This window comes from Desulfonatronum lacustre DSM 10312, from assembly GCF_000519265.1.
Taxonomy (GTDB): domain Bacteria; phylum Desulfobacterota; class Desulfovibrionia; order Desulfovibrionales; family Desulfonatronaceae; genus Desulfonatronum; species Desulfonatronum lacustre.
In genome coordinates this window covers 693724-711894 of sequence record NZ_KI912608.1, presented here as the reverse complement: position 1 = coordinate 711894, position 18171 = coordinate 693724, and the positions used below count along the sequence as shown (strand labels likewise).

The 18171-nt window shown below is 55.6% G+C and carries 19 protein-coding genes; 2 read left to right on the top strand and 17 right to left on the bottom strand.

Annotation, left to right across the window (positions count from 1 at the left end; translation table 11 throughout):
- Positions 1-29: 29 nt before the first annotated feature.
- The 11 genes from DESLA_RS0103365 to DESLA_RS0103320 all read right to left on the bottom strand — a co-directional run bounded on the left by DESLA_RS0103365 (position 30) and on the right by DESLA_RS0103320 (position 8527).
- On the bottom strand, positions 30-815 hold the full coding sequence (locus DESLA_RS0103365; RefSeq protein ID WP_028571393.1) for an O-methyltransferase: 786 nt from the start codon (positions 813-815) through the stop codon (positions 30-32).
- A gap of 1 nt (position 816) precedes the next feature.
- Complete coding sequence (locus tag DESLA_RS0103360) at positions 817-1776, bottom strand: NAD(P)-dependent oxidoreductase (RefSeq protein ID WP_028571392.1); 960 nt, start codon at positions 1774-1776, stop codon at positions 817-819.
- Between the two features lie 73 nt (positions 1777-1849).
- Positions 1850-2551 (bottom strand): acylneuraminate cytidylyltransferase family protein, encoded by a 702-nt coding sequence (locus DESLA_RS0103355; protein ID WP_028571391.1) that lies wholly within the window; start codon positions 2549-2551, stop codon positions 1850-1852.
- On the bottom strand, positions 2548-3414 hold the full coding sequence (locus DESLA_RS21405) for a class I SAM-dependent methyltransferase (RefSeq protein WP_084031847.1): 867 nt from the start codon (positions 3412-3414) through the stop codon (positions 2548-2550). Before DESLA_RS21405 ends, DESLA_RS0103355 begins: the two co-directional genes overlap by 4 nt.
- On the bottom strand, positions 3407-4561 hold the full coding sequence (gene neuC, locus DESLA_RS0103345) for a UDP-N-acetylglucosamine 2-epimerase (protein ID WP_028571389.1): 1155 nt from the start codon (positions 4559-4561) through the stop codon (positions 3407-3409). The genes DESLA_RS21405 and neuC overlap by 8 nt, the downstream gene beginning before the upstream one ends.
- Positions 4554-5618 carry an N-acetylneuraminate synthase family protein gene (locus tag DESLA_RS0103340; RefSeq protein WP_084032177.1) on the bottom strand — a complete coding sequence of 355 codons (1065 nt, stop codon included), beginning with the start codon at positions 5616-5618 and terminating at the stop codon, positions 4554-4556. Before DESLA_RS0103340 ends, neuC begins: the two co-directional genes overlap by 8 nt.
- Before the next feature lie 712 nt (positions 5619-6330).
- Positions 6331-6951, bottom strand: a complete 621-nt coding sequence (locus DESLA_RS0103335; protein ID WP_028571387.1) for a nucleotidyl transferase AbiEii/AbiGii toxin family protein — start codon at positions 6949-6951, stop codon at positions 6331-6333.
- Complete coding sequence (locus tag DESLA_RS23100) at positions 6944-7222, bottom strand: hypothetical protein (protein WP_169732585.1); 279 nt, start codon at positions 7220-7222, stop codon at positions 6944-6946. Before DESLA_RS23100 ends, DESLA_RS0103335 begins: the two co-directional genes overlap by 8 nt.
- A 420-nt stretch (positions 7223-7642) precedes the next feature.
- Positions 7643-7825 carry a hypothetical protein gene (locus tag DESLA_RS22700; protein WP_156932844.1) on the bottom strand — a complete coding sequence of 61 codons (183 nt, stop codon included), beginning with the start codon at positions 7823-7825 and terminating at the stop codon, positions 7643-7645.
- A gap of 62 nt (positions 7826-7887) precedes the next feature.
- The gene (locus DESLA_RS0103325; protein WP_028571385.1) at positions 7888-8172 is read right to left on the bottom strand and encodes an addiction module antidote protein; all 285 of its coding nucleotides are present in this window, start codon (positions 8170-8172) and stop codon (positions 7888-7890) included.
- 1 nt (position 8173) lies between these two features.
- Positions 8174-8527: a type II toxin-antitoxin system RelE/ParE family toxin gene (locus tag DESLA_RS0103320; RefSeq protein ID WP_245589989.1), complete on the bottom strand. Its 354-nt coding sequence runs from the start codon at positions 8525-8527 to the stop codon at positions 8174-8176.
- Positions 8528-8767: 240 nt separating this feature from the next.
- On the opposite strand from DESLA_RS0103320, the gene DESLA_RS0103310 reads away from it, so the two are divergent.
- Both DESLA_RS0103310 and DESLA_RS22695 read left to right on the top strand, forming a co-directional pair.
- Positions 8768-10000 carry an ATP-binding protein gene (locus DESLA_RS0103310; RefSeq protein WP_337833214.1) on the top strand — a complete coding sequence of 411 codons (1233 nt, stop codon included), beginning with the start codon at positions 8768-8770 and terminating at the stop codon, positions 9998-10000.
- A 101-nt stretch (positions 10001-10101) separates the two neighbouring features.
- On the top strand, positions 10102-10266 hold the full coding sequence (locus DESLA_RS22695) for a hypothetical protein (protein ID WP_156932843.1): 165 nt from the start codon (positions 10102-10104) through the stop codon (positions 10264-10266).
- An 18-nt stretch (positions 10267-10284) separates the two neighbouring features.
- Here the strand turns inward: DESLA_RS22695 and priA are convergent, their stop codons facing one another.
- From priA to folP, 6 genes are all read right to left on the bottom strand, one after another.
- Complete coding sequence (priA, locus tag DESLA_RS0103300; RefSeq protein WP_028571382.1) at positions 10285-12897, bottom strand: replication restart helicase PriA; 2613 nt, start codon at positions 12895-12897, stop codon at positions 10285-10287.
- Between the two features lie 165 nt (positions 12898-13062).
- Positions 13063-13935 carry a UTP--glucose-1-phosphate uridylyltransferase GalU gene (gene galU, locus DESLA_RS0103295; protein WP_028571381.1) on the bottom strand — a complete coding sequence of 291 codons (873 nt, stop codon included), beginning with the start codon at positions 13933-13935 and terminating at the stop codon, positions 13063-13065.
- Between the two features lie 250 nt (positions 13936-14185).
- Positions 14186-15538: a phosphoglucosamine mutase gene (gene glmM / locus DESLA_RS0103290; RefSeq protein ID WP_028571380.1), complete on the bottom strand. Its 1353-nt coding sequence runs from the start codon at positions 15536-15538 to the stop codon at positions 14186-14188.
- 47 nt (positions 15539-15585) lie between these two features.
- Positions 15586-16530, bottom strand: coding sequence for a CdaR family protein (locus tag DESLA_RS0103285; protein WP_028571379.1), 945 nt, complete (start codon positions 16528-16530; stop codon positions 15586-15588).
- Positions 16527-17282 carry a diadenylate cyclase CdaA gene (cdaA, locus tag DESLA_RS0103280; protein WP_028571378.1) on the bottom strand — a complete coding sequence of 252 codons (756 nt, stop codon included), beginning with the start codon at positions 17280-17282 and terminating at the stop codon, positions 16527-16529. The genes DESLA_RS0103285 and cdaA overlap by 4 nt, the downstream gene beginning before the upstream one ends.
- On the bottom strand, positions 17276-18166 hold the full coding sequence (gene folP, locus DESLA_RS0103275) for a dihydropteroate synthase (RefSeq protein WP_028571377.1): 891 nt from the start codon (positions 18164-18166) through the stop codon (positions 17276-17278). Before folP ends, cdaA begins: the two co-directional genes overlap by 7 nt.
- Positions 18167-18171: the final 5 nt, after the last annotated feature.

The following is an 18171-nucleotide window of genomic DNA, read 5'->3' as shown; positions in this document are numbered from 1 at the left end:
CGTTAACTAATGGATCGGGCAATATTGGGTTATGGATTGTTTTTTTTTAGCAAATCAGAATACGCTTCCCAGCCAAAAACATTCTTGATTCCAAGTCGTGGCTCTTTCAGCTGAAATGTTGTCACGTCTGCTTTTTTATGATAAATTACATCGTACTTCCTTAATAACATTCTTTGCAAAAACCTAGCATTATTGGTCCTGCCATCCACGATCATGAAAAAACTTGGCAATAAGGTAGATTCATATTTAAGAATATCACCGGACATGACTGTTCTTTTAGACCTCTTGAATGAAATCCCGTTTATGCTGCCCTTGACCGTGGAAGGATCAGGGCCATCCATGTAGACAAAATCCGGCACAACATCGGGAAGTTCATCATAAAAATGGCAGACTTGTCCCTGATATTCAGCGATTGAAACATTTGAGAAGACAATATCCGTAAACTCAGCAAGCCCTCCTTTTTCAACTTTTTCCCTGGTATTGAGCATCCATTTTTTAGATGATTCAATTGACACCATTTGTGGCCGTTCGTATAGAATCTGCCTGACTGCCTGACTGCCTGACTGTCTAGCCAGAATATCACGGCATTCTTCCCAGTTTTGCTTTAAGGCGGAAGCCATCACAATTGTTGAGAAGCCCGAACCGAACTCTAGGATATGAAACGGCTTGCGTTCTCGCACCAGCATGTACAGTCTTGCAAGGTCGTCCCATTTGGGCTTGATTTCTGTATCAGCGCCTTCCTGCAACAGGTCGGCGACACCTTGCCCATCAAGTATTCCTCTGCCCTCTGCTTCAGTGATTGCGTAGATGTCCAACTCATGTCTCCCTTTTCAAGTGGCGAATTAGCTTTTCAGCCATAAACACTTCCGTCATTTCCATGGAATCGAACGTGCAGCCCCCAACATGCGGAGTCAGGATCAAATTGTCGTGCTTCCTGGCATACTCCAGCAACCCCTCTGATGCCTCCCACCCGGCATACTCCCCACAAAGCACATCCAGCGCCGCCCCACCCAGCCGACCGGACTCAAGGGCCTTCAGCAAGGCGCTCTCATCCACCAACTCGCCCCTGGACGTGTTGATCAACACAGCACCGGGCTTCATGCGGGACAAATCCTTCCGGCTGATCATGGCATGATTCTCCGGGAAGTAATTCACATGCAGGCTGATCACGTCGGACTGGCTCAGCACCTGATCCAGATTCATGTGTTCAACGTTCGCTAGCATGGGGTGCGCTCTGTTGCTCTCATACCCCATAACCCGCATGCCAAAGGCAGCCCCGTACCCTGCAACCTTGGTCCCCAGCCGACCCAGCCCGATGATGCCCAGTATCCGGCCATGCAGTTCGCTGCCTTTGAACCGGTCCCGATCCCAACCGCCGGAAAGGACATGCCGATGGGCTTGAGGCAGTTTCCGGAGCAAAGCCAGAAGCAGCGCCCAGGTATGCTCGGCCGTGGCATGAATGTTGTCCAGAAAGGCCCGTTCGCCTTGCAGGGACAGAACCGTGATCCCCCTGCCTTGGGCCTCGTTCATGTCAATATGATTCAACCCCGTGGTGGCGGTGACGATGGTTTTGAGGCGTTGGGCGGCCTCCATGACCTGGGCGTCTATTCTGTGGCCAAGACGCACAATCATAACGTCGTACTCACAAATCCGGTCCAAAAGCTCCGCCCGGTTCATGGGGCCGTCGTCCACCTGGCCGAGCCGCTCCAGCACGGCTCTGGCTTTGGGGCTGTAGCCTTCCGGTTCCAGGTTGAGGATGCGTGAGTTGGTTACCATTAGGATGAATTTTTGCTATGAAGAGCATGAAGAGCATGAAGCTCAGTGTAGTGTAGAAACGATCCGTGCAAGATCAAGAATTCTTGCGACTCATCAACCACTGGGCCATTTCCAGGTCAAAAGGCTCGTCAATGTTCACTGACCGCTCCCGGGACATGACATAGGCCGCGGGGGCGGTGTCCACAAAAGCCTTGTTGGTGAAAAGCTGATCCCGGGTCGCGATGTACAAGGCCCCGTTGCGGACGAAAACGGGCCGGAACTCCTGGCGTCTGCCGGGAAGAGCGCCTGCGGTGAGCACCGGCTCCAGCCTGCCGCCGCGTTCAAAGTACATCATATTGGGATGCACGTTGTTGCCTTCGTACACACTGATCAGGGATCTGGCCTCGGATGCGAAAAACAGGTCCAGGGCGGCGTCGATGTCCGTGGCGGTGCGCATGGGGGCCGTGGGCTGCAGCAGGACGATCACGTCAACCAGGTGCTGCTCCGCATGTTCAAACTGCTGCACGGCGTGGATCACGGCATCGGTATTGCTGGCCGTATCCGTGGCCAAATGCGCGGGTCGCAATTCCCTGGCGGGCAACCCGAACCCGGCGGCGCAGTCGGCTATGGCCTGGCAGTCCGTGGACAGGGTGCAGGCGTTGAGCCGTCTGCTGCCCAGGGCGGCCTCGATGGTGTGGCCGATCAAGGGCTTGCCCGCAACCGGAGCAATGTTTTTCAACGGGATGCCCTTGGAACCGCCCCGCGCCGGAATAACCCCCAGGACAAACGCCATCATTGCTCCTTTGTCCAGGCCACCAGAAACGCCTGGCCGAACTTTTCGTCACACAGCCACGGGTCTTTTGGACTGCATCGTCCTCTCAGCCACAGCGCCGCCTCGAACAGTCGGGCCAGGATCAGTTCCGCCGGGGCCGGTAGCAGGGTGAAGGGGAACGCGGGCGAATGCGAGATCATGGGCATGGGGTACACGCCGGAAACCAGAAGATCACGGGTCGGCAGGGCGTTGATCACGGACAGGTACCGCTGGGAGCCGTAGTCGGACCGGTAGATGTCGGCCTTGTGCGCCATTTCGGCTTCCTTTCCCTGGCGAAAAGCGGCAATGGCGGCCAGGATCGAATTCACCCAGCGAAAATACCGCTGCACATTGTCCGGGCGCTCCGGCACGATATAGCCTAGAAACAGGCCCCCGGGCCGGAGTATCCTGTGCTGCTCATGGATGGGGCCGCAGACATCCTCAAAGTGTTCCAGCAGCCCAATGCTGACCACCACGTCAAAGCTGTGGTCCTCAAAGGGCAGGGCCAGGGCATTGCCATGCACGAACCTGGCCCCGTGCCCGTTGCGCATGAAGATGCTCCGGGCCGTATCCAGGACGCTTTCGGATGCGTCCAGCAGCGTGCACTCCATCCCGCTGTCCGCGAAATAACTGGAGATGCTGCCCCTCCCGCAACCGACCTCCAAGCATGAGCGATACCCCCGGCCATGCATGATGGATTGAAACAACAGCCAATGCCGACGAAAGGCCAACTGGATTTGATTCCGAGGTCGGCCCCTGGTCCAGTGGTTGTACTGGGCCTCTTTTCTGCCGCTCCAGTTAGCGTCGAATGCGCGGACGCTGCCGGATGTCGCTGAACCTTCAGCCATGGAAGAATTGCTTCTGGATGGTCACATGATTTTTCACCAGCACCTCCGCCATCCTTTCCCCGGCCTTGCCGTCGCCGTAAAGGAAGCTGGGCACATACCTGCCGTGGCTGACCTGGGCCGTTACGGCCTGAAAAATGGCCTCGGCGTCATGGCCCACATCCACTACATTATGGGCTCTCTCTCTTTGATTTTGCCTGCTGCCAATATTCACGCACGGAGTTCCCAGAAATGAACCCTCCCGGATACCGCTGGACGAATTACCCACAATGCAGGAGCAGCGCTTTATAAGACGGACGTAGTCTTCAGGTGAGAAGTTTCTATAGAAATGGAAAGGTGCTTTGTCGTTTTGAGCAATATACGTCCGCAGTGCTTTGGACACTGCATCAGATCCGGCATCAACATTTGGCCAGAACCAGACGGTCTGCATATTTGTTTTTTTTACAGATTCCAGTGTCTGTCTTGTCTGATAATAGGCTTTATCATATTCAGTGGTCACCGGGTGCTGCAGTACCACCAGAAATGGTTGGTTCCAGTCCAGAACCTTTCCAGTACCTCCATATTTCTGAAACAGATCATCGCAGTTCTGCTTACAAGATTCTGCGGCCAAATCCATGGCCGGGCATCCTGTTACGAATATCCTGGAAGGATCTTCTCCCATTTGCGCCAGTATTTCCCCGGCCCGCTGCGTGGCCGGGAAGTGGATGTGCGAAAGCTTGGTAATAGCATGTCTTACTGACTCATCAATGGAGCCTGTAAGTTCACCACCCTGGGTGTGTGCCACAGGAATATTCATGTAGCTGGCAGCCACTGCTGTAGCTATAGTTTCAAAACGATCCGCAACTGTAAGAACGATATCCGGCTTGAGATTTTCAAGCTGAGTAGCCAGCTCCAGGATACCAAGACCAGCAGATTTAGCCATGGTGGATGGGTTTTCACCTTCCACAATGGAGTAAACAACGCTTGTCGGTTCAAATCCATCCTCACGGATAATGTCTATTGCAGAACCAAAACGGTAAAGCATGGCTGATGCGCCGACAATGAGCTGCAAATGTAAATCCGGATGCTTCTGAACCGCTGAAAGAAAACTCTTGATCCGGCCATAGTTAGCCCGGCTGTTCACCACAACACAGACTTTCTTCTTACTCATAGATATCCTCCCAGCGCAACAATCTTTTCTTGCTTACATCATTCTTAAGCTTTTTGCCCACAATTGTGTCTTTTTGATCAGCGGGAATGCCGGCTGCTGGTTTTTTGGCGGTTAAAAGATCATGGGTCAGCATAGTGCCTGCTGACAGATCTTTGATGGGGGCGAGGCTTTTGCCGAACATGCCGCGCATTTCCTGCATACAATCGGCCATTTTATCCTTGTTTACAGGGTTGCTGTTCATCTTATGAAAAGCATCCCTGGCCTGCGTTAACAGCTTGAATTCATCCACTGTCAGAGAAGCCGGGGTATCTGGACCAAACATACGCTTGTCAAACACAATATGAGCCTCAATAATGTCTGCCCCCTGGGCCATTGCTGCAAGTGCGGGGTAAATACTGCCCGAATGGTCAGACAGGCCCACTGGACAGGCATAACGCTTTTTCATCTCCTGGATCAGGTTAAGGCCTATCTCGCTTAAATCAACTGGATACTTGCTGGTGCATTGAAACAAGGCAAAAGAGGTTTCCTTTTTTCTAAAACTGCCTACGAGGGCATCTATTTCTAGAAACGTGCTCATCCCCGTACTGGCCAGCACCGGCTTGCCAGTGCCCAAAACAGCATCCAGGATATCTCCGGAAACAGCCTCGCCAGAGCCGATTTTCCAGGCAGGTACGCCAATCTTTTCAAGAAGCTCCACTGCCTGAATTGAGAAAGGGGAACTCAAAAAAAACAGGCCTTTTTTGCTGCAATGATCAGCCAACCCTTGCCACTGCTCGGAGGTGAACTCCATTCGCTTCCAATAGTCATAGCGTGTAGCATCCTGGCTGGAGAACTTAATTCGGAAAGGCTCATCCAGAGTGGACTCCGCATCAGCAATATGGGTCTGGAATTTCACAGCATCCGCGCCAAGGTCTGCTGCGGCATCGATATATGAGTGGGCAAGACCTAGGGAACCATCATGGGTTTGAGCGATTTCAGCAATAATGAAAGATGGGTGATTAGGCCCAATTATGCGATTTTGAATATCTAACAAGGTCAGGGTGTGCAATTCGCTCATGTGACACTTGTTCCAGGTTGCAAATTCCATAAATTTATCCCAAAAAACCAGAATCCGGGTGCAGAAAAGCCAGTCTATCAGCATTTTGGGCTGGGCCTCTGAGACCATCAACCAACTGTAATTATTGACTTTGATCCCAAAAAAGGGCTATTTTGACCCCTTACAGACAACTTTTGTCTTTCAAAGCACAGCTTTGTATATCCAACAGACTAAAATAATTCGGCAAATATCAAAAATCGCTGGAGCTAAAAACTCCCCCCTCAATCATATTCTCGTGCTTGCCCCGACCGTATCCACCAGGATTCTCATGCGCAACCGCAACAGGCATTTTCCGTGAAGCAGCACCCATTTTCAGCCGCAGCATATCAACAAAGCTCTTGCTCCCGACGCCCAATTCCACAGTCCAAATACGCTCTCATGCCGCACCTTGCCGGTACGGAACAATGATTTGACACTCCTTGGCGGAGCTTGAAAATGGCGAATATGCTTGATTATCAATGGGCATGGCTTGCCTGCTGAAAGGTTTTGGAAAAACTCAAGCAAATTTCAGGCCGGAATTGCTGTAACTCGGAGCTGGTACTTGATGGCTCGTGGCTGAAAGCTCAAAGGCTAAAATGCCAAAGACCAAGGTTCAGGTGCAAGTTATGCGACGAAGGAGAAGATCGAAGTGATCAGGGAGTTGCGTTGATGCGGTCATCGGGTTGCGCATGGGTCAGCCTGAGGCCGCCAAAGAAATCAGGAAACTTTGAATATCGCCGTCACTCGGGCCTTCCCCGAGATAGGCAACCGCTTCAGACATATCCACGTCGTCAAAATAGCAGAGTTGCTCACGGAAAAGCCGCTCATTGAAGGCTCCCTGAAATATTCTTCGACAGTTCTCAACAAGCTTCGGCATGGAGACATGGCCTTGAAAAAGAAAATACAAATCAACGTAGTCCTTCCATTTTCCTCGCCGCCCAAGGGCGTAAGCCTTCATGGAGGCAAGATCCAGCAGGGTGGGCATCGTCATATGAGCCCAAGACCAGGTGACCTGAGCAGGGACACGGAAAGGAAAGGAGAAAAACGTGAGCTTCACACCATTGACCACGACGGTTAATTCGTCGATGGAGGAAACGATTGTATGTTCAATGACTGCTTTTGCGGCATTCAAGTGCCGGATGATTCGGTCGGTATTGATTTCAGTGAACGAGACCAGGTCGAAATCGATGGATCGACGATGGCCAAGTTGCAGGGCAACGGCTGTGCCCCCGCATAAGATGAAATCAGAGGTGAACCTGGGGAGGACGGATTCGGCAACCCTTTTCTGGTTTATGTTCAAAATCTCTTCATGCATGACGTTCAAAATAAACCTGATACAGATTCCGGGTCTGGGGTCGGTAGTTATTCCGCTGGCGATTGATTTGCCTGAAGAAAACTTCCCGAACCTGGTCCGTGCCCAACTCGTCCAGGGCTTCCAGAAAATCGGGCCAGTCCCCACGGGTGAGAATGCTCTCGACCACGCTGTCCACGGACAAGCGGGCAATGTCCGCCACATCCCACCAGAGCCAGGGACGTGGAGCAACTAAGCGCCTATACTGGGAAAGGGTGATTGGTTTTACACACATTAGGATTGCCTTTCAGTTCTGGCTGTGGGCTGGGCAAGGGTCGTTGGCTGGGTCTCTGAGACCAGCAACCACCTGTAATTATTAATCTTGACCACCTAAAAAGGCCTATCTTGACCCCTTACAGACAACTTTTGTCTTTCAAAGCACAGCATTCTATATCCAAAAGACCAAAATAATTCGGAAAAAGTCAAAAATCTCTGGAGTTAAAAACTTCCCACTCAATCATGTTCTCCCGCTTGCACGCAACCCCAACAGGCTTATTCCGTAGAGCAGCACCCATTTTCAACCGCACCATATCAACAAAGCTCTTGCGACTCTTTACATTCCCGTGGCCTTCCGTGTGTTCCGTAGGAAGAAATTTAGAAAGATGTTGTCCATGGAAGGCACGCAAAAACACAGAAGCTGGAAGATAAACATCAATCATTCACAATTCAACTCGATCCCTGTACTGCTGATTTCATTCACCAAAGGATTATCCCTGGTGAAATCATCGGGGCGAAACGGGCTTGGTTCAAGGCGGTCATCAACTGACAGGGCCAACTTCATCAAGTAGACGCGCTCTGAAAATAGATCTTCAGAAAAATCCGGGCTGACAATGGCCAAGTCAATGTCAACCGCTTCCTGTTTTCCGGCGGCCGCATAGATGAAAAAGCATTTTCAAGGACTCATGCCGGCATGGCGTGCAGTTTCAGGCCCAGGGATTTCATGACGTTGAACACTGTTGCAAATTCCGGGTTGCCGTCGGCTGTGAGGGCCTTGCCGAGGACATCCCTGCCAATCCCGGTTTCCTGGGCTATCTGGTTCAACCCTTTGGCCCGGGCAATAATACCCAGAGCATGCGTAATCAGGGCAGGGTCTCCCTCTTCCAGTACGGCGTCAAAGTAGGCAACTATATCCGCATCGGTTTGCAAAAACTCGGCTGAATCCCAGCGGGTTGTTTTTAAGCCCATCTCATTGTCCCTCCATACGAAGTTGCTCCGCAAGTTCGATTGCGGCATCAATATCACGGCGTTGACTGCTTTTATCGCCTCCAGCCAGCAAAATGATCAAGGCAGAACCATGCTGTAGAAAGTACACACGGTATCCAGCCCCAAAGTGAATCCGCATCTCAGAAACACCCGCGCCCACTGGTTGACAGTCACCGAGATTGCCAATTTCGGCCCTGTCAATACGCGCCTGTATTCTGGAACGGACACGAATATCCTTCAAGGACTGGAACCATTCCAGAAAATGATCGGTTTTGCGAACTTCAATCATCACGCTCTGCTCTTCTTTACGCTCTGTTCTTTGCCATGAAAAATGCATTGTAGCACTGGGCGCTGATTATGGTATCATGGGCCAAGCCTCTGAGCAAACTGATACTGTCTCTTTTATCAATGGCAACGAGCATACCTCTCCTTGTTGTGAATGCGCATACTTTGCATATGTAATAAGCGACAAATCGTCAATTTCAACCAATACGCACAGCCAGGCTATGGTTAATCGAAACCATCTCCCAAAATATTCGGACAATTTGAAATTTCGATTTGCAAATTGTCCACGCCGATGATATCGGATCAAAAAAAAGCCGGTATACAAGGAAGGTGGCAGATGACCTACATCAACCGGGAGATGGAAGATTACCTGATCTCCATATCGAAAAAATTTCCAGTGGTTACCCTGACCGGACCAAGGCAGTCCGGCAAATCGACTTTGGTCAGAAAAGTGTTTCCCGAAAAGCCCTACGTCTCTTGTGAAGACCCGGATACACTGCTCTTTGCCCGCCAGGATCCACGCGGTTTTTTGAAGACCTATGAAAACGCGGTCATTGACGAAGCCCAGAAAGTTCCCGAGATATTTTCCTATATCCAGACCGTGGTGGACCAAAAGGATCAGCCCGGGCAATTCATCCTGACCGGTTCCAGCGACTTTTTGCTCTATGAGAAGATCAGTCAGTCTCTTGCCGGAAGGACCGCCGTGCTCAGGCTTCTTCCCTTTTCCCTGGATGAAATCTTCCCGTCGCACCCACGGGAGGATTATGAGGACTATCTGTTCACCGGATTATACCCACGGATATACAAGATGGGCATCCCCGCGCAGGATTTTTATCCCAGTTATGTCCAGACCTATATTGAACGCGATGTACGGGCGATAAAGAATATCGCCGACCTTGGACAGTTTCAACTTTTTCTCAAATCGTGCGCGGGCAGGACCGGGCAGCTCCTGAACATGTCCGCCCTGGCCAATGAATGCGGTATATCGCATACCACGGTAAAATCGTGGATATCCCTTCTGGAAGCCAGCTTCATTGTTTTCCTGCTCCGCCCCTATCATCAAAATTTCGGCAAGAGACTGGTCAAAATGCCCAAGCTGTATTTTTATGACCCGGGGCTTGCGGCGCACCTCCTGGAAATCCAGAGTCCGGAACAATTACGAACCCATTACCTAAAAGGTGCTTTATTTGAATCCCTGGTGATCACCGAGTTGATCAAGAAACGATACAACCAGGGCAAGCAAATGAACTGCTATTTTTGGAGAGATAAAACCGGAAATGAGGTGGACTGCCTCATCGACCAGGGAGGTTCTCAGCTTCCCATGGAAATCAAGGCAGGTCGTACAGTGTCCCCGGACTTCTTCAAGGGATTGGAGTATTATGTAAATCTGGCTGGGGATTCGGCGGCCAAGCCCTGTGTCGTGTACGGTGGCAACGCAAACCAGAACAGAAGCAATGCCGAAGTGATTTCCTGGAACAATTTGAAAGGGTTGCTTTTGTACGGCACAAAATCTGTTGACACTTGAAGCGTTGAACGTCACTCGCTTCGCTGTTCATCGAGTTTGCCGACCAGACCCTCTCCATCTGCGACCCCGTCACCGGAGAGGTCCGGCAGGCGCAGATTTTCGTGGCCGTGCTCGGGGCCAGGAACTACACCTTCACCGAGGCTGAACGGCTGGCGCTTCTCATTGAACGGGAAAAACTGTACCGCGCGAATCGCCGTCTCGGCACTCCTCTAAAGAAGGCGCAACTCAAACATGACGCCTGCTTCGACGATCGACGCAGCAATTGAGAGTTTTTCAACGGACTATTAAAGCATGTTCACCGGGTCCAAGTCCAGGGTCACGCGAAGAGGGGAGGAACCGGGGAGGGTGGAGCGCATGGCCGTGAAGGCTTCACGCAGGTTTTGCCAGGACATGGCCTTGAGCAGGCACTGGAAGCGTTTGCGGCCGTTGAGCAACCCCAGGGGAGCCGGGGCAGGGCCGAGGACCCGGAGGCCCAGTCGCGTTCCTTCGCGGCGCAGGTGGTCACCGGCCGTGGCCACCAGGGCCGCGCCTTCCTCCCATTCACGCGGATAGCTCAACCGGATCATGGCCAGCTTTACGAAGGGCGGGTAGGCGAATTTGCGGCGGCGTTCCAGTTCCTGTGCGAAAAATCCCTCGTAGTTGCCGGTCCGAATGTGCTCCCAACAGGGATGGTCCGGATTGCGCGTCTGAATCAGCACCCTACCCGGCCGATCTCCTCGTCCGGCCCTCCCTGCCAGTTGGACAAGCAGTTGAAACGTTTTTTCCGCGGCCCGATAGTCCGGAAGATTCAGCCCGACGTCCCCGTCCACGGCCACGACCAGGGTCACGCCTGGGAAATGATGGCCCTTGCTGAGCATCTGTGTTCCGACCATCACCTGGGCCCGTCCTTGACTAAAGGCCTTGAGGATTTGATCCAGGCTCCCCTTGCGCCGAGTGCTGTCCCGGTCCAGGCGAACGATTCCCAGGCCCGAGTCCCCAAGGTTCTCCAGGTACTCTTCCAGCCCCTCGGTCCCCTCGCCCAGAGGCAGGAACCGGGTTCCACCGCACTGGCCGCACCCAAAAGGGAAAGGCTGAGCAAAGCCGCAGTAATGGCACAGCAGGCGCTCCCACCCCTTGTGATAGGTCAGCCCCACTTCGCAGCGCGGACATTTCGGGGCCGTGCCGCAATCTAGGCAAGAGACCAGCGGCGCGAAGCCGCGACGGTTGAGCAAAAACATGGCCTGCTCTCCGCGCTGGAGCGCGCCCTCCAACTCGGATCGACAGAGCTGGGAAAGCGGGGCGGAGCGAGGCTCCGGGCGCATGTCCACAAGTTGGATTTCGGGCAACGGCTTGCGACTGACTCGGTGACGCAGGGTAACGCTGTTGATCTCGCTCTGGTCGGCGGCGTGAAAGGTCTTGATGTCCGGCGTGGCCGAACCCAGCAGCAGCAGGCCGCCCTGCTGCTTGATCCGGAAATAGGCCACTTCCTTGGCCTGATACGTGAATCCCTCGTCCTGCTTGTAGGAGGCGTCGTGCTCCTCGTCCACCACGATCAACCCCAAGTTGGCGAAAGGTAAAAACAGCGCGGATCGGGTGCCCACCACGATCTGGGGCGTGGCCTGGTGGCGCAGGGCGCGAAACACCCCCAGCCTGGTCCCGGCGGGAAGCGAACCGTGATACCAGTGTCGAGGCGTCTGGGGAAAAAACTGGTTCACCTCGCTCCAAAGCTGGGCGGACAAGGCCACCTCCGGGGCCAGCAACAGCACGCTCCTTCCCTGGGCCAGAGCCGCTCGAGCCAACCGAAGATACAGCAGGGTCTTGCCGCTGCCGGTCACGCCGTGGACCAGGCGGACACGAACTTGCCTCGGAGAGCCGTCAGGACTCCGGACATCTTCCGGTACAGGCTCCAGGGTCAGACGCAGATCTGCTTCCAGGGCCCCGAGCGCATCGGCCTGCTCGTCGGAGAGAGGGTGGCATTCAAGGGAAGGAACATCGGAAGTGCCGGAAAGGACATCCGGGGATGATTGCGAGAGCCCCCGTGCAGCATCGGAAAGCGCTCGGGTCGGCTTGTGAGCCTGCCCGTCAGCCTCCCATTCAGCCTCCCAGTCAGTCTTTTGGGCGGAAAGAACCGGCACGGCCTGGACCAGCCCCTTGCGGACCAAGTCCGCCATAACACGCTTAAGACCTTGTTTCGTCTCACGCACTGAAAATGCGTCCCGGACCGGGATTTGATCCGTTTCCCCAGCGCACTGGACCAGCGCACCATCCGGACCATGATCCGCAAAGAGGGATTGATCCTGAACAACGGCCACGCCTCGAGCGATACCGCTCAAAGAAGCGCTGCCGTGAGCGAACAAGTGCTCCAGGACGGCTTGTTGCCGTTTGGCCTTGGGGCGCAGGCCCCAGGGAGGGTCGCGCAGCAAGGTATAAAGGACGTCGTCGTTCCCCTTGCGCTGATTTTGCTCCAGACACAGTCGGCCTTCCATCCAAGCCTGTCCGAGTCGCGCCGACTCCTCGGCGCGAAGACGGCTCATTTCCTCCAAGGTCCACCGCCGCGTCGCCGAACCGTCCACCAGCCTGAAGCGTGGTTGCCCGGAACGCAGAGCCTTGGGCAGGATGCTGGAAAGAACGAGTCCCTCCGGGACCATCTGGCGTCTGGCCAGGTGCCGGACCAAGTCCAGAACGGCGTCTGTCAGGAGCAGTTCCTGGTCCAGGGGCCAAATCATGGGCTTCAAGGTCCGCCCTCCGTCTTCGACCGCGGATGGCTCCATGATCACCCCCATCCGCGTCCTTTTGCCCACCGGGACCATCACACGCTGTCCGGCGGCCCAGGCCTCGGGAGGCAGGCAATCAGGCATCGCATAAGTGAAAACGAGGTACGGCGGGCTGCAAAGAGCCACATTCCAAGCCTGGGTCATGCCGCTCGTCTCGCAAGAAGATTCGTCCAAAGCTTGTCCATCAGTAAGGCCCGGGGCTCCCTTGTTGTCGAGTTGTACAGGGGGATGAAACGCAACGAGCCGACCGCACGCCCCATGGTGCAGTCGGCTCGAAAAACCGGGGGATCAAAATCGAGTCCGCCGCGATCAACAATTGAAAGGAAGCAAATTCTTCAGCTTGCCTACCAATTCCTCGCGCAACGACTCGTCTTGCAAGGCGAAATAAATGTTGGCCGTGAGATAGTCGCTCCAGTCGCCCACGTCGAAGCGCATCCCGCGCATCTTCACCGCCAGGAGGCGATTCTTCTGAGCCAGTTTCATCAGTGCGTCCGTGATCTGAATCTCGCCGCCGTGACCCGGCTCGGCCCCTTCGAGATGTTCGAATATTTCCGGCATGAGCACGTAGCGTCCGACCACGGCCATCCTTGAAGGCGCCTGGGCCGGAGCCGGCTTCTCCACCATGGAGCGAACCCGATAGACTCCCGGAGCGAACTCTTCGCCATGGATGATCCCATAGCTGCTCACTTTTTCCGCGGCGACCTCGATCACGCCGACCACGGACATATTTTCTGACAAGGCCACGTCCAGCAACTGCTTGATGCCCGGCTCCATCCCGAACATCAGGTCGTCCCCGAGCATCAAGGCGAAGGGTTCCTGCTTGATGACCTCCTTGGCGCAGAGCACGGCGTGTCCCAGCCCCAACTGCTTTTTCTGGCGCACGGAAATGATGTTCACCATCTCGGCAACGGCCCGAACCTCCTCCAATAGCGCCGTTTTCCCGGTCCGTTGCAGCAGGTCCTCCAAGGCCCAGTTGTAGTCAAAATGGTCCTCAATGATCTTCTTATTGGAGTTGTTCACGAAAACCACGTCCGTCAACCCGGAATACATGGCTTCCTCGACGATGTGCTGCACGGCCGGCTTTTTGAACACCGGAAGCATTTCCTTGGGGATGTTCTTGGTTGCCGGCAACGACCTGGTTCCCCAGCCAGCCACGGGAATGACGACTTTTCTGATCTGCATCGGAACAATCTCCTTCGTTTGGATCAATGCTGACGGATATCACTGGTGAAAACGCCACAGAGGAACACGCCCGGCATCGATGCGAAAAAACACAAAACTATCTTTTTTTATATCATTCGAATGAATTGCGACCAATCCTGGAACGCAAAAGGTCAAAAATGCAAGTCGCCGAAAGCTTTCGCCGGAAACTTGCGCAGGAAGCTTTGCCTCCGACAATCGGCTCAAGTCTATCCCCATTCGTGCAAACAGTCTATCGCAAATACGTATGCAAGACGTCCACCAGTTCATCGGCAAGCCGCTGAACCAGGACGGAATCCTCGCCTTCCACCATGACCCGGGCCACCGGCTCGGTTCCGGAGTAGCGCAGCAGCACGCGCCCCCTGGCCCCGAGCTTTTCCTCAGCCTCAGCCACGGCCTTGGCCACTTCCGGGGATTGTTCGAAGGGGATTTTGCGCTCCACGTGAACGTTGACCAGCACCTGGGGAAACGGCTTCAACTGCCCGGCCAGCTCGGACAGCGGCTTGCCTTTTTCCTGCATGATCCGCATCAGTTGCAGGGCCGCCAGGATACCGTCCCCCGTGGTGCAATGGTTCAGAAAGATCAAGTGGCCGGACTGCTCGCCGCCGAACACCGCGCCTTCGCGGCGCATGGCCTCCACCACGTAGCGGTCGCCCACGGGCGTGCGCAACAGTCTGCCGCCATGGTCCCGCATGAACAGTTCCAGAGACATGTTGCTCATCACCGTGGCCACCAGGGTATTGCCGGGCAACGTGCCGTTTTGCATCATGTCCTGGGCGCAAATGGCCATGATCTGGTCGCCGTCCAGCACGGTCCCCTGCTCGTCCGTGACGATCAGCCGGTCTCCGTCACCGTCCAGGGCCAGGCCGATGTCCGCCCCGGATTCCAGGACGCGATGCGCCACGAGTTCCGGATAGAGGGAACCGCACTTGCGATTGATGTTCAATCCGTCGGGCTCCGTGCCGATTTCCTCGACCTTGGCCCCCAGTTCCTCGAACAGCAAGGGGGCGACCTTGTACGTCGCGCCGTTGGCGCAGTCCAAGACCACCTTCACCCCGTCGAAGGTCATGGTCGAAGGGATGGTGTTCTTCAAAAACACCAGGTACCGCCCCAGACTATCCTGAATCCGAGCGGCCTTGCCTACGTTTTCCGGCTGCGGATACTCCCAATCCGTATCCGGGGAGAGAATCAACTCCGAGATACTGTCTTCCATGGCGTCGGCCAGCTTGAATCCCAGATTGTCGAACAGCTTGATCCCGTTGTCCATGAACGGATTGTGCGAGGCGGAAATGACCACGCCGACGTCGGCGCGCATGTTGCGGGTCAGAAAGGAAATGGCCGGGGTGGGCATGGGACCGACAAGATAGACGTCCATCCCCGCCGCGCAAAATCCGGAAGTCAGGGCCGTCTCGAACACGTACCCCGACAAGCGCGTATCCTTGCCGATCACCACCCGGTGTCGCCGCGAACCGTTGCGCAACATTTGCCCCACGGCCAGCCCCAGCCGAAGGGCGATCTCCGGAAGCATGGGGAAAATATTCACCTGGCCGCGCATACCGTCCGTTCCAAAAAGACCTTTCCGCATTAAGCACCTCGCTATATCGTTCGCATATCTGCTTTGTATTGGTTCAATCACTCGCCGACGCTTGCTTCACCCGGAGGACCGGCTTCTTCCAGTTCAAGCGCCACCCGTATCCGTTCCGGCTCACTCTGCGTCAACGTCACTCCGGAAGGCAATTCAACCCGGTACCCCACCTCGTGCTCCCCAACGGGCAACTCTCCCACCGGGGAGACTATCACCCGCACCTGATCCTCAAGCCCGGGGTCGCGGGCCAGGGATACCGGAACGGAGAGCGTCAGGCGGATCGAGGTCGGCTCAAGCGTCATGACCATGCCCGAGGGCCTCGTGGCCTGAATTTCTCGGTCCAGGGACACTTCGGTCCGCTTCTCACGAAAATCAAGTTGCACCACCACCCGGCTGGGACTGGCCTCTACTTCCGGAGGCAAGACCAACCCAACGGTCGTTTCCACCAGCCCGGGGCGGTCGCCCTCCACCTTGACGGGCTGGGTTTCCACCTCCTCCACGGGCTCCACCATCACCAACGGCCCCCGGAGCACCACTCCCGGCGGCGTCACAGCGGATCGACGCAATTCGAAGTCCTCGTCCAGGTCGACGACGACGTTCTTGTTCACGGGAATGGTTTTGGTCATCAGCCGGTCCACGAGCAGTTCAACCCGGGACGGCATGATTTCCACCACTTCAATGGCCCGGGACAGATTCAGGTTCCGGGTTTCGAAGTCAATTTGGTTCAAACCGACCTGCAATTCCGCAAGGTCCAAGGGGTAGAAAGCATTACGCATGTCAATGGTCCGGACCATGGGGCGCGGCCCGCGGACCCGGACCTCGATCCGATTGACCATGCCCTGCCGCACGATGTATCCCTGCGGCATATTGACCATTTCCACGGGCACCTGAATCCAGGAGTCCACCTTCTCCCGCCCGGAAACGAGATACCAGGAGAACACGGCCAGGGCGAAGGCCAAGGCCAGATATTGCCAATTGGCGCGTGGTATCATGATTGCTCCAGAACTTCGCGCAGCATGTCCTTGAGTTGGGCTTCACTCAGGTCTTCGGTCAACCGTCCGCCCTGAGCAATGGAGATGATGCCGCGCTCCTCGGAGACCACCAAGGCCACGGCGTCGGTTTCCTCGCTGACCCCGATGGCGGCCCGGTGCCGGGTCCCCAGCTTCGCGGAGTGATCCACGCCGGAGGACAACGGAAGAATGCAGCCCGCGGCCTCAATCCGCCCCCCCCGGACGACCACCGCTCCGTCATGCAGGGGAGTGTTCGGGTAAAAAATGGTCACCAGCAATTCACGGGTCAGGTCGGCCTTGATTTCCACGCCACGGGCAATGATGTCCCCCAGGGGGACGCCGCGTTCAAGGACGATCAAGGCCCCGATGCGGGACTTGGCCATGTTCAGGGCCGCGAAGACGACTTCGTTCACCAGCTGGTCCGAAACCTTGCGTCGCCGCCATAAGCTTCCGGCCCCCAACTCGGACAGGGCTTTTCGGATGTCCTGCTGAAAGAAAATAATGATCACCAGGAAAAGCGAGCCGAGAAAATTGGCCAGCAACCAGTTCAGGGTGAACAAGCCGAACTCGTCGGACAGGTAGAAGATAACCAGGATCAGGACCAGGCCGTAGATCACCGAAACGGCCCGCGTTCCCTTGACCAGCAGAATCAGTCGGTAAAAGGCGAAAGTTACCAGACCGATGTCCACCATGTCCCGAATGCTTATCGGAATGTTGATCGGCATCTCTAGCATGTCGGCCCTCCCCGGACGCGCAGGGCCTTTTCAACCCGCAATGTTCGCGCCGTGGCCCGCACGTCGTGCATCCGATGGATCAACACGCCCCGAGCCGCGAGCAAGGCCGCGGCCACCTGGGTGACCGTCCCCCGCTCTTCCAGTTCCAGACCCAAAAGGTCCTTCCAGAGCGACTTGTTGGAAACGCCCACCAGAATCGGACGGCCCAATTCCTGAAACACCTCGATGTTGCGCAGCAATTCCAGGTTATGCTCCAGCCGCTTGCCGAAGCCGATGCCGGGATCGAGAACCACATGTTCTTCCGGCAGCCCGGAACGCGCCAAGGCGTCCAACCGTTGCTCGAAAAACCGACGCACCGCGTCCACGACGTCGTCGTACCGCGGATCATGCTGCATTCTTTCCGGATTGCCCTGGGCGTGCATCAATACATAGCCGGGCTTGAACTGAGCCAGTACGTCCAAAAGCCCCGGATCGAACCGACACCCGGAGACGTCGTTGACAATGGCCGCCCCGGCCTGAAGGCACCGGGCCGCCACCGTGGATTTGGTCGTGTCGATGGATAGTACCGGAGAAGCGACGGAAGGTTCGGCCTCCGGAGACGTCGTCGCCGACGACAACCCGCGAACCACGGGCAGCACTCGTTCCAACTCCTGCTGAACGCTCACGGGACGAGAGCCGGGGCGAGTGGACTCTCCGCCCACGTCCAGGATCAGCGCGCCTTGAGAGGCCAGCAACAGACCATGACGAAGAGCGGCGTCGGGCTCGTCATGCCGCCCTCCGTCATAAAACGAGTCCGGGGTGCAGTTCACCACCCCCATGATCACCGGATCGGCTAGATCGATCCAACGACCATCCTTGATTCGCCAGGAAGAAACGGGCCGCATCCGAA

Coding starts and splice junctions, on each gene's coding strand:
- DESLA_RS0103360 (WP_028571392.1), bottom strand. CDS start 1,776: ATGGTAACCAACTCACGCATCCTCAACCTGGAACCGGAAGGCTACAGC.
- DESLA_RS0103355 (WP_028571391.1), bottom strand. CDS start 2,551: ATGATGGCGTTTGTCCTGGGGGTTATTCCGGCGCGGGGCGGTTCCAAG.
- DESLA_RS21405 (WP_084031847.1), bottom strand. CDS start 3,414: ATGGCTGAAGGTTCAGCGACATCCGGCAGCGTCCGCGCATTCGACGCT.
- neuC (WP_028571389.1), bottom strand. CDS start 4,561: ATGAGTAAGAAGAAAGTCTGTGTTGTGGTGAACAGCCGGGCTAACTAT.
- DESLA_RS0103340 (WP_084032177.1), bottom strand. CDS start 5,618: ATGAGCGAATTGCACACCCTGACCTTGTTAGATATTCAAAATCGCATA.
- DESLA_RS0103335 (WP_028571387.1), bottom strand. CDS start 6,951: ATGCATGAAGAGATTTTGAACATAAACCAGAAAAGGGTTGCCGAATCC.
- DESLA_RS23100 (WP_169732585.1), bottom strand. CDS start 7,222: ATGTGTGTAAAACCAATCACCCTTTCCCAGTATAGGCGCTTAGTTGCT.
- DESLA_RS0103325 (WP_028571385.1), bottom strand. CDS start 8,172: ATGGGCTTAAAAACAACCCGCTGGGATTCAGCCGAGTTTTTGCAAACC.
- DESLA_RS0103320 (WP_245589989.1), bottom strand. CDS start 8,527: ATGCATTTTTCATGGCAAAGAACAGAGCGTAAAGAAGAGCAGAGCGTG.
- DESLA_RS0103310 (WP_337833214.1), top strand. CDS start 8,768: ATGATATCGGATCAAAAAAAAGCCGGTATACAAGGAAGGTGGCAGATG.
- priA (WP_028571382.1), bottom strand. CDS start 12,897: ATGACCCAGGCTTGGAATGTGGCTCTTTGCAGCCCGCCGTACCTCGTT.
- galU (WP_028571381.1), bottom strand. CDS start 13,935: ATGCAGATCAGAAAAGTCGTCATTCCCGTGGCTGGCTGGGGAACCAGG.
- glmM (WP_028571380.1), bottom strand. CDS start 15,538: ATGCGGAAAGGTCTTTTTGGAACGGACGGTATGCGCGGCCAGGTGAAT.
- DESLA_RS0103285 (WP_028571379.1), bottom strand. CDS start 16,530: ATGATACCACGCGCCAATTGGCAATATCTGGCCTTGGCCTTCGCCCTG.
- cdaA (WP_028571378.1), bottom strand. CDS start 17,282: ATGCTAGAGATGCCGATCAACATTCCGATAAGCATTCGGGACATGGTG.
- folP (WP_028571377.1), bottom strand. CDS start 18,166: ATGCGGCCCGTTTCTTCCTGGCGAATCAAGGATGGTCGTTGGATCGAT.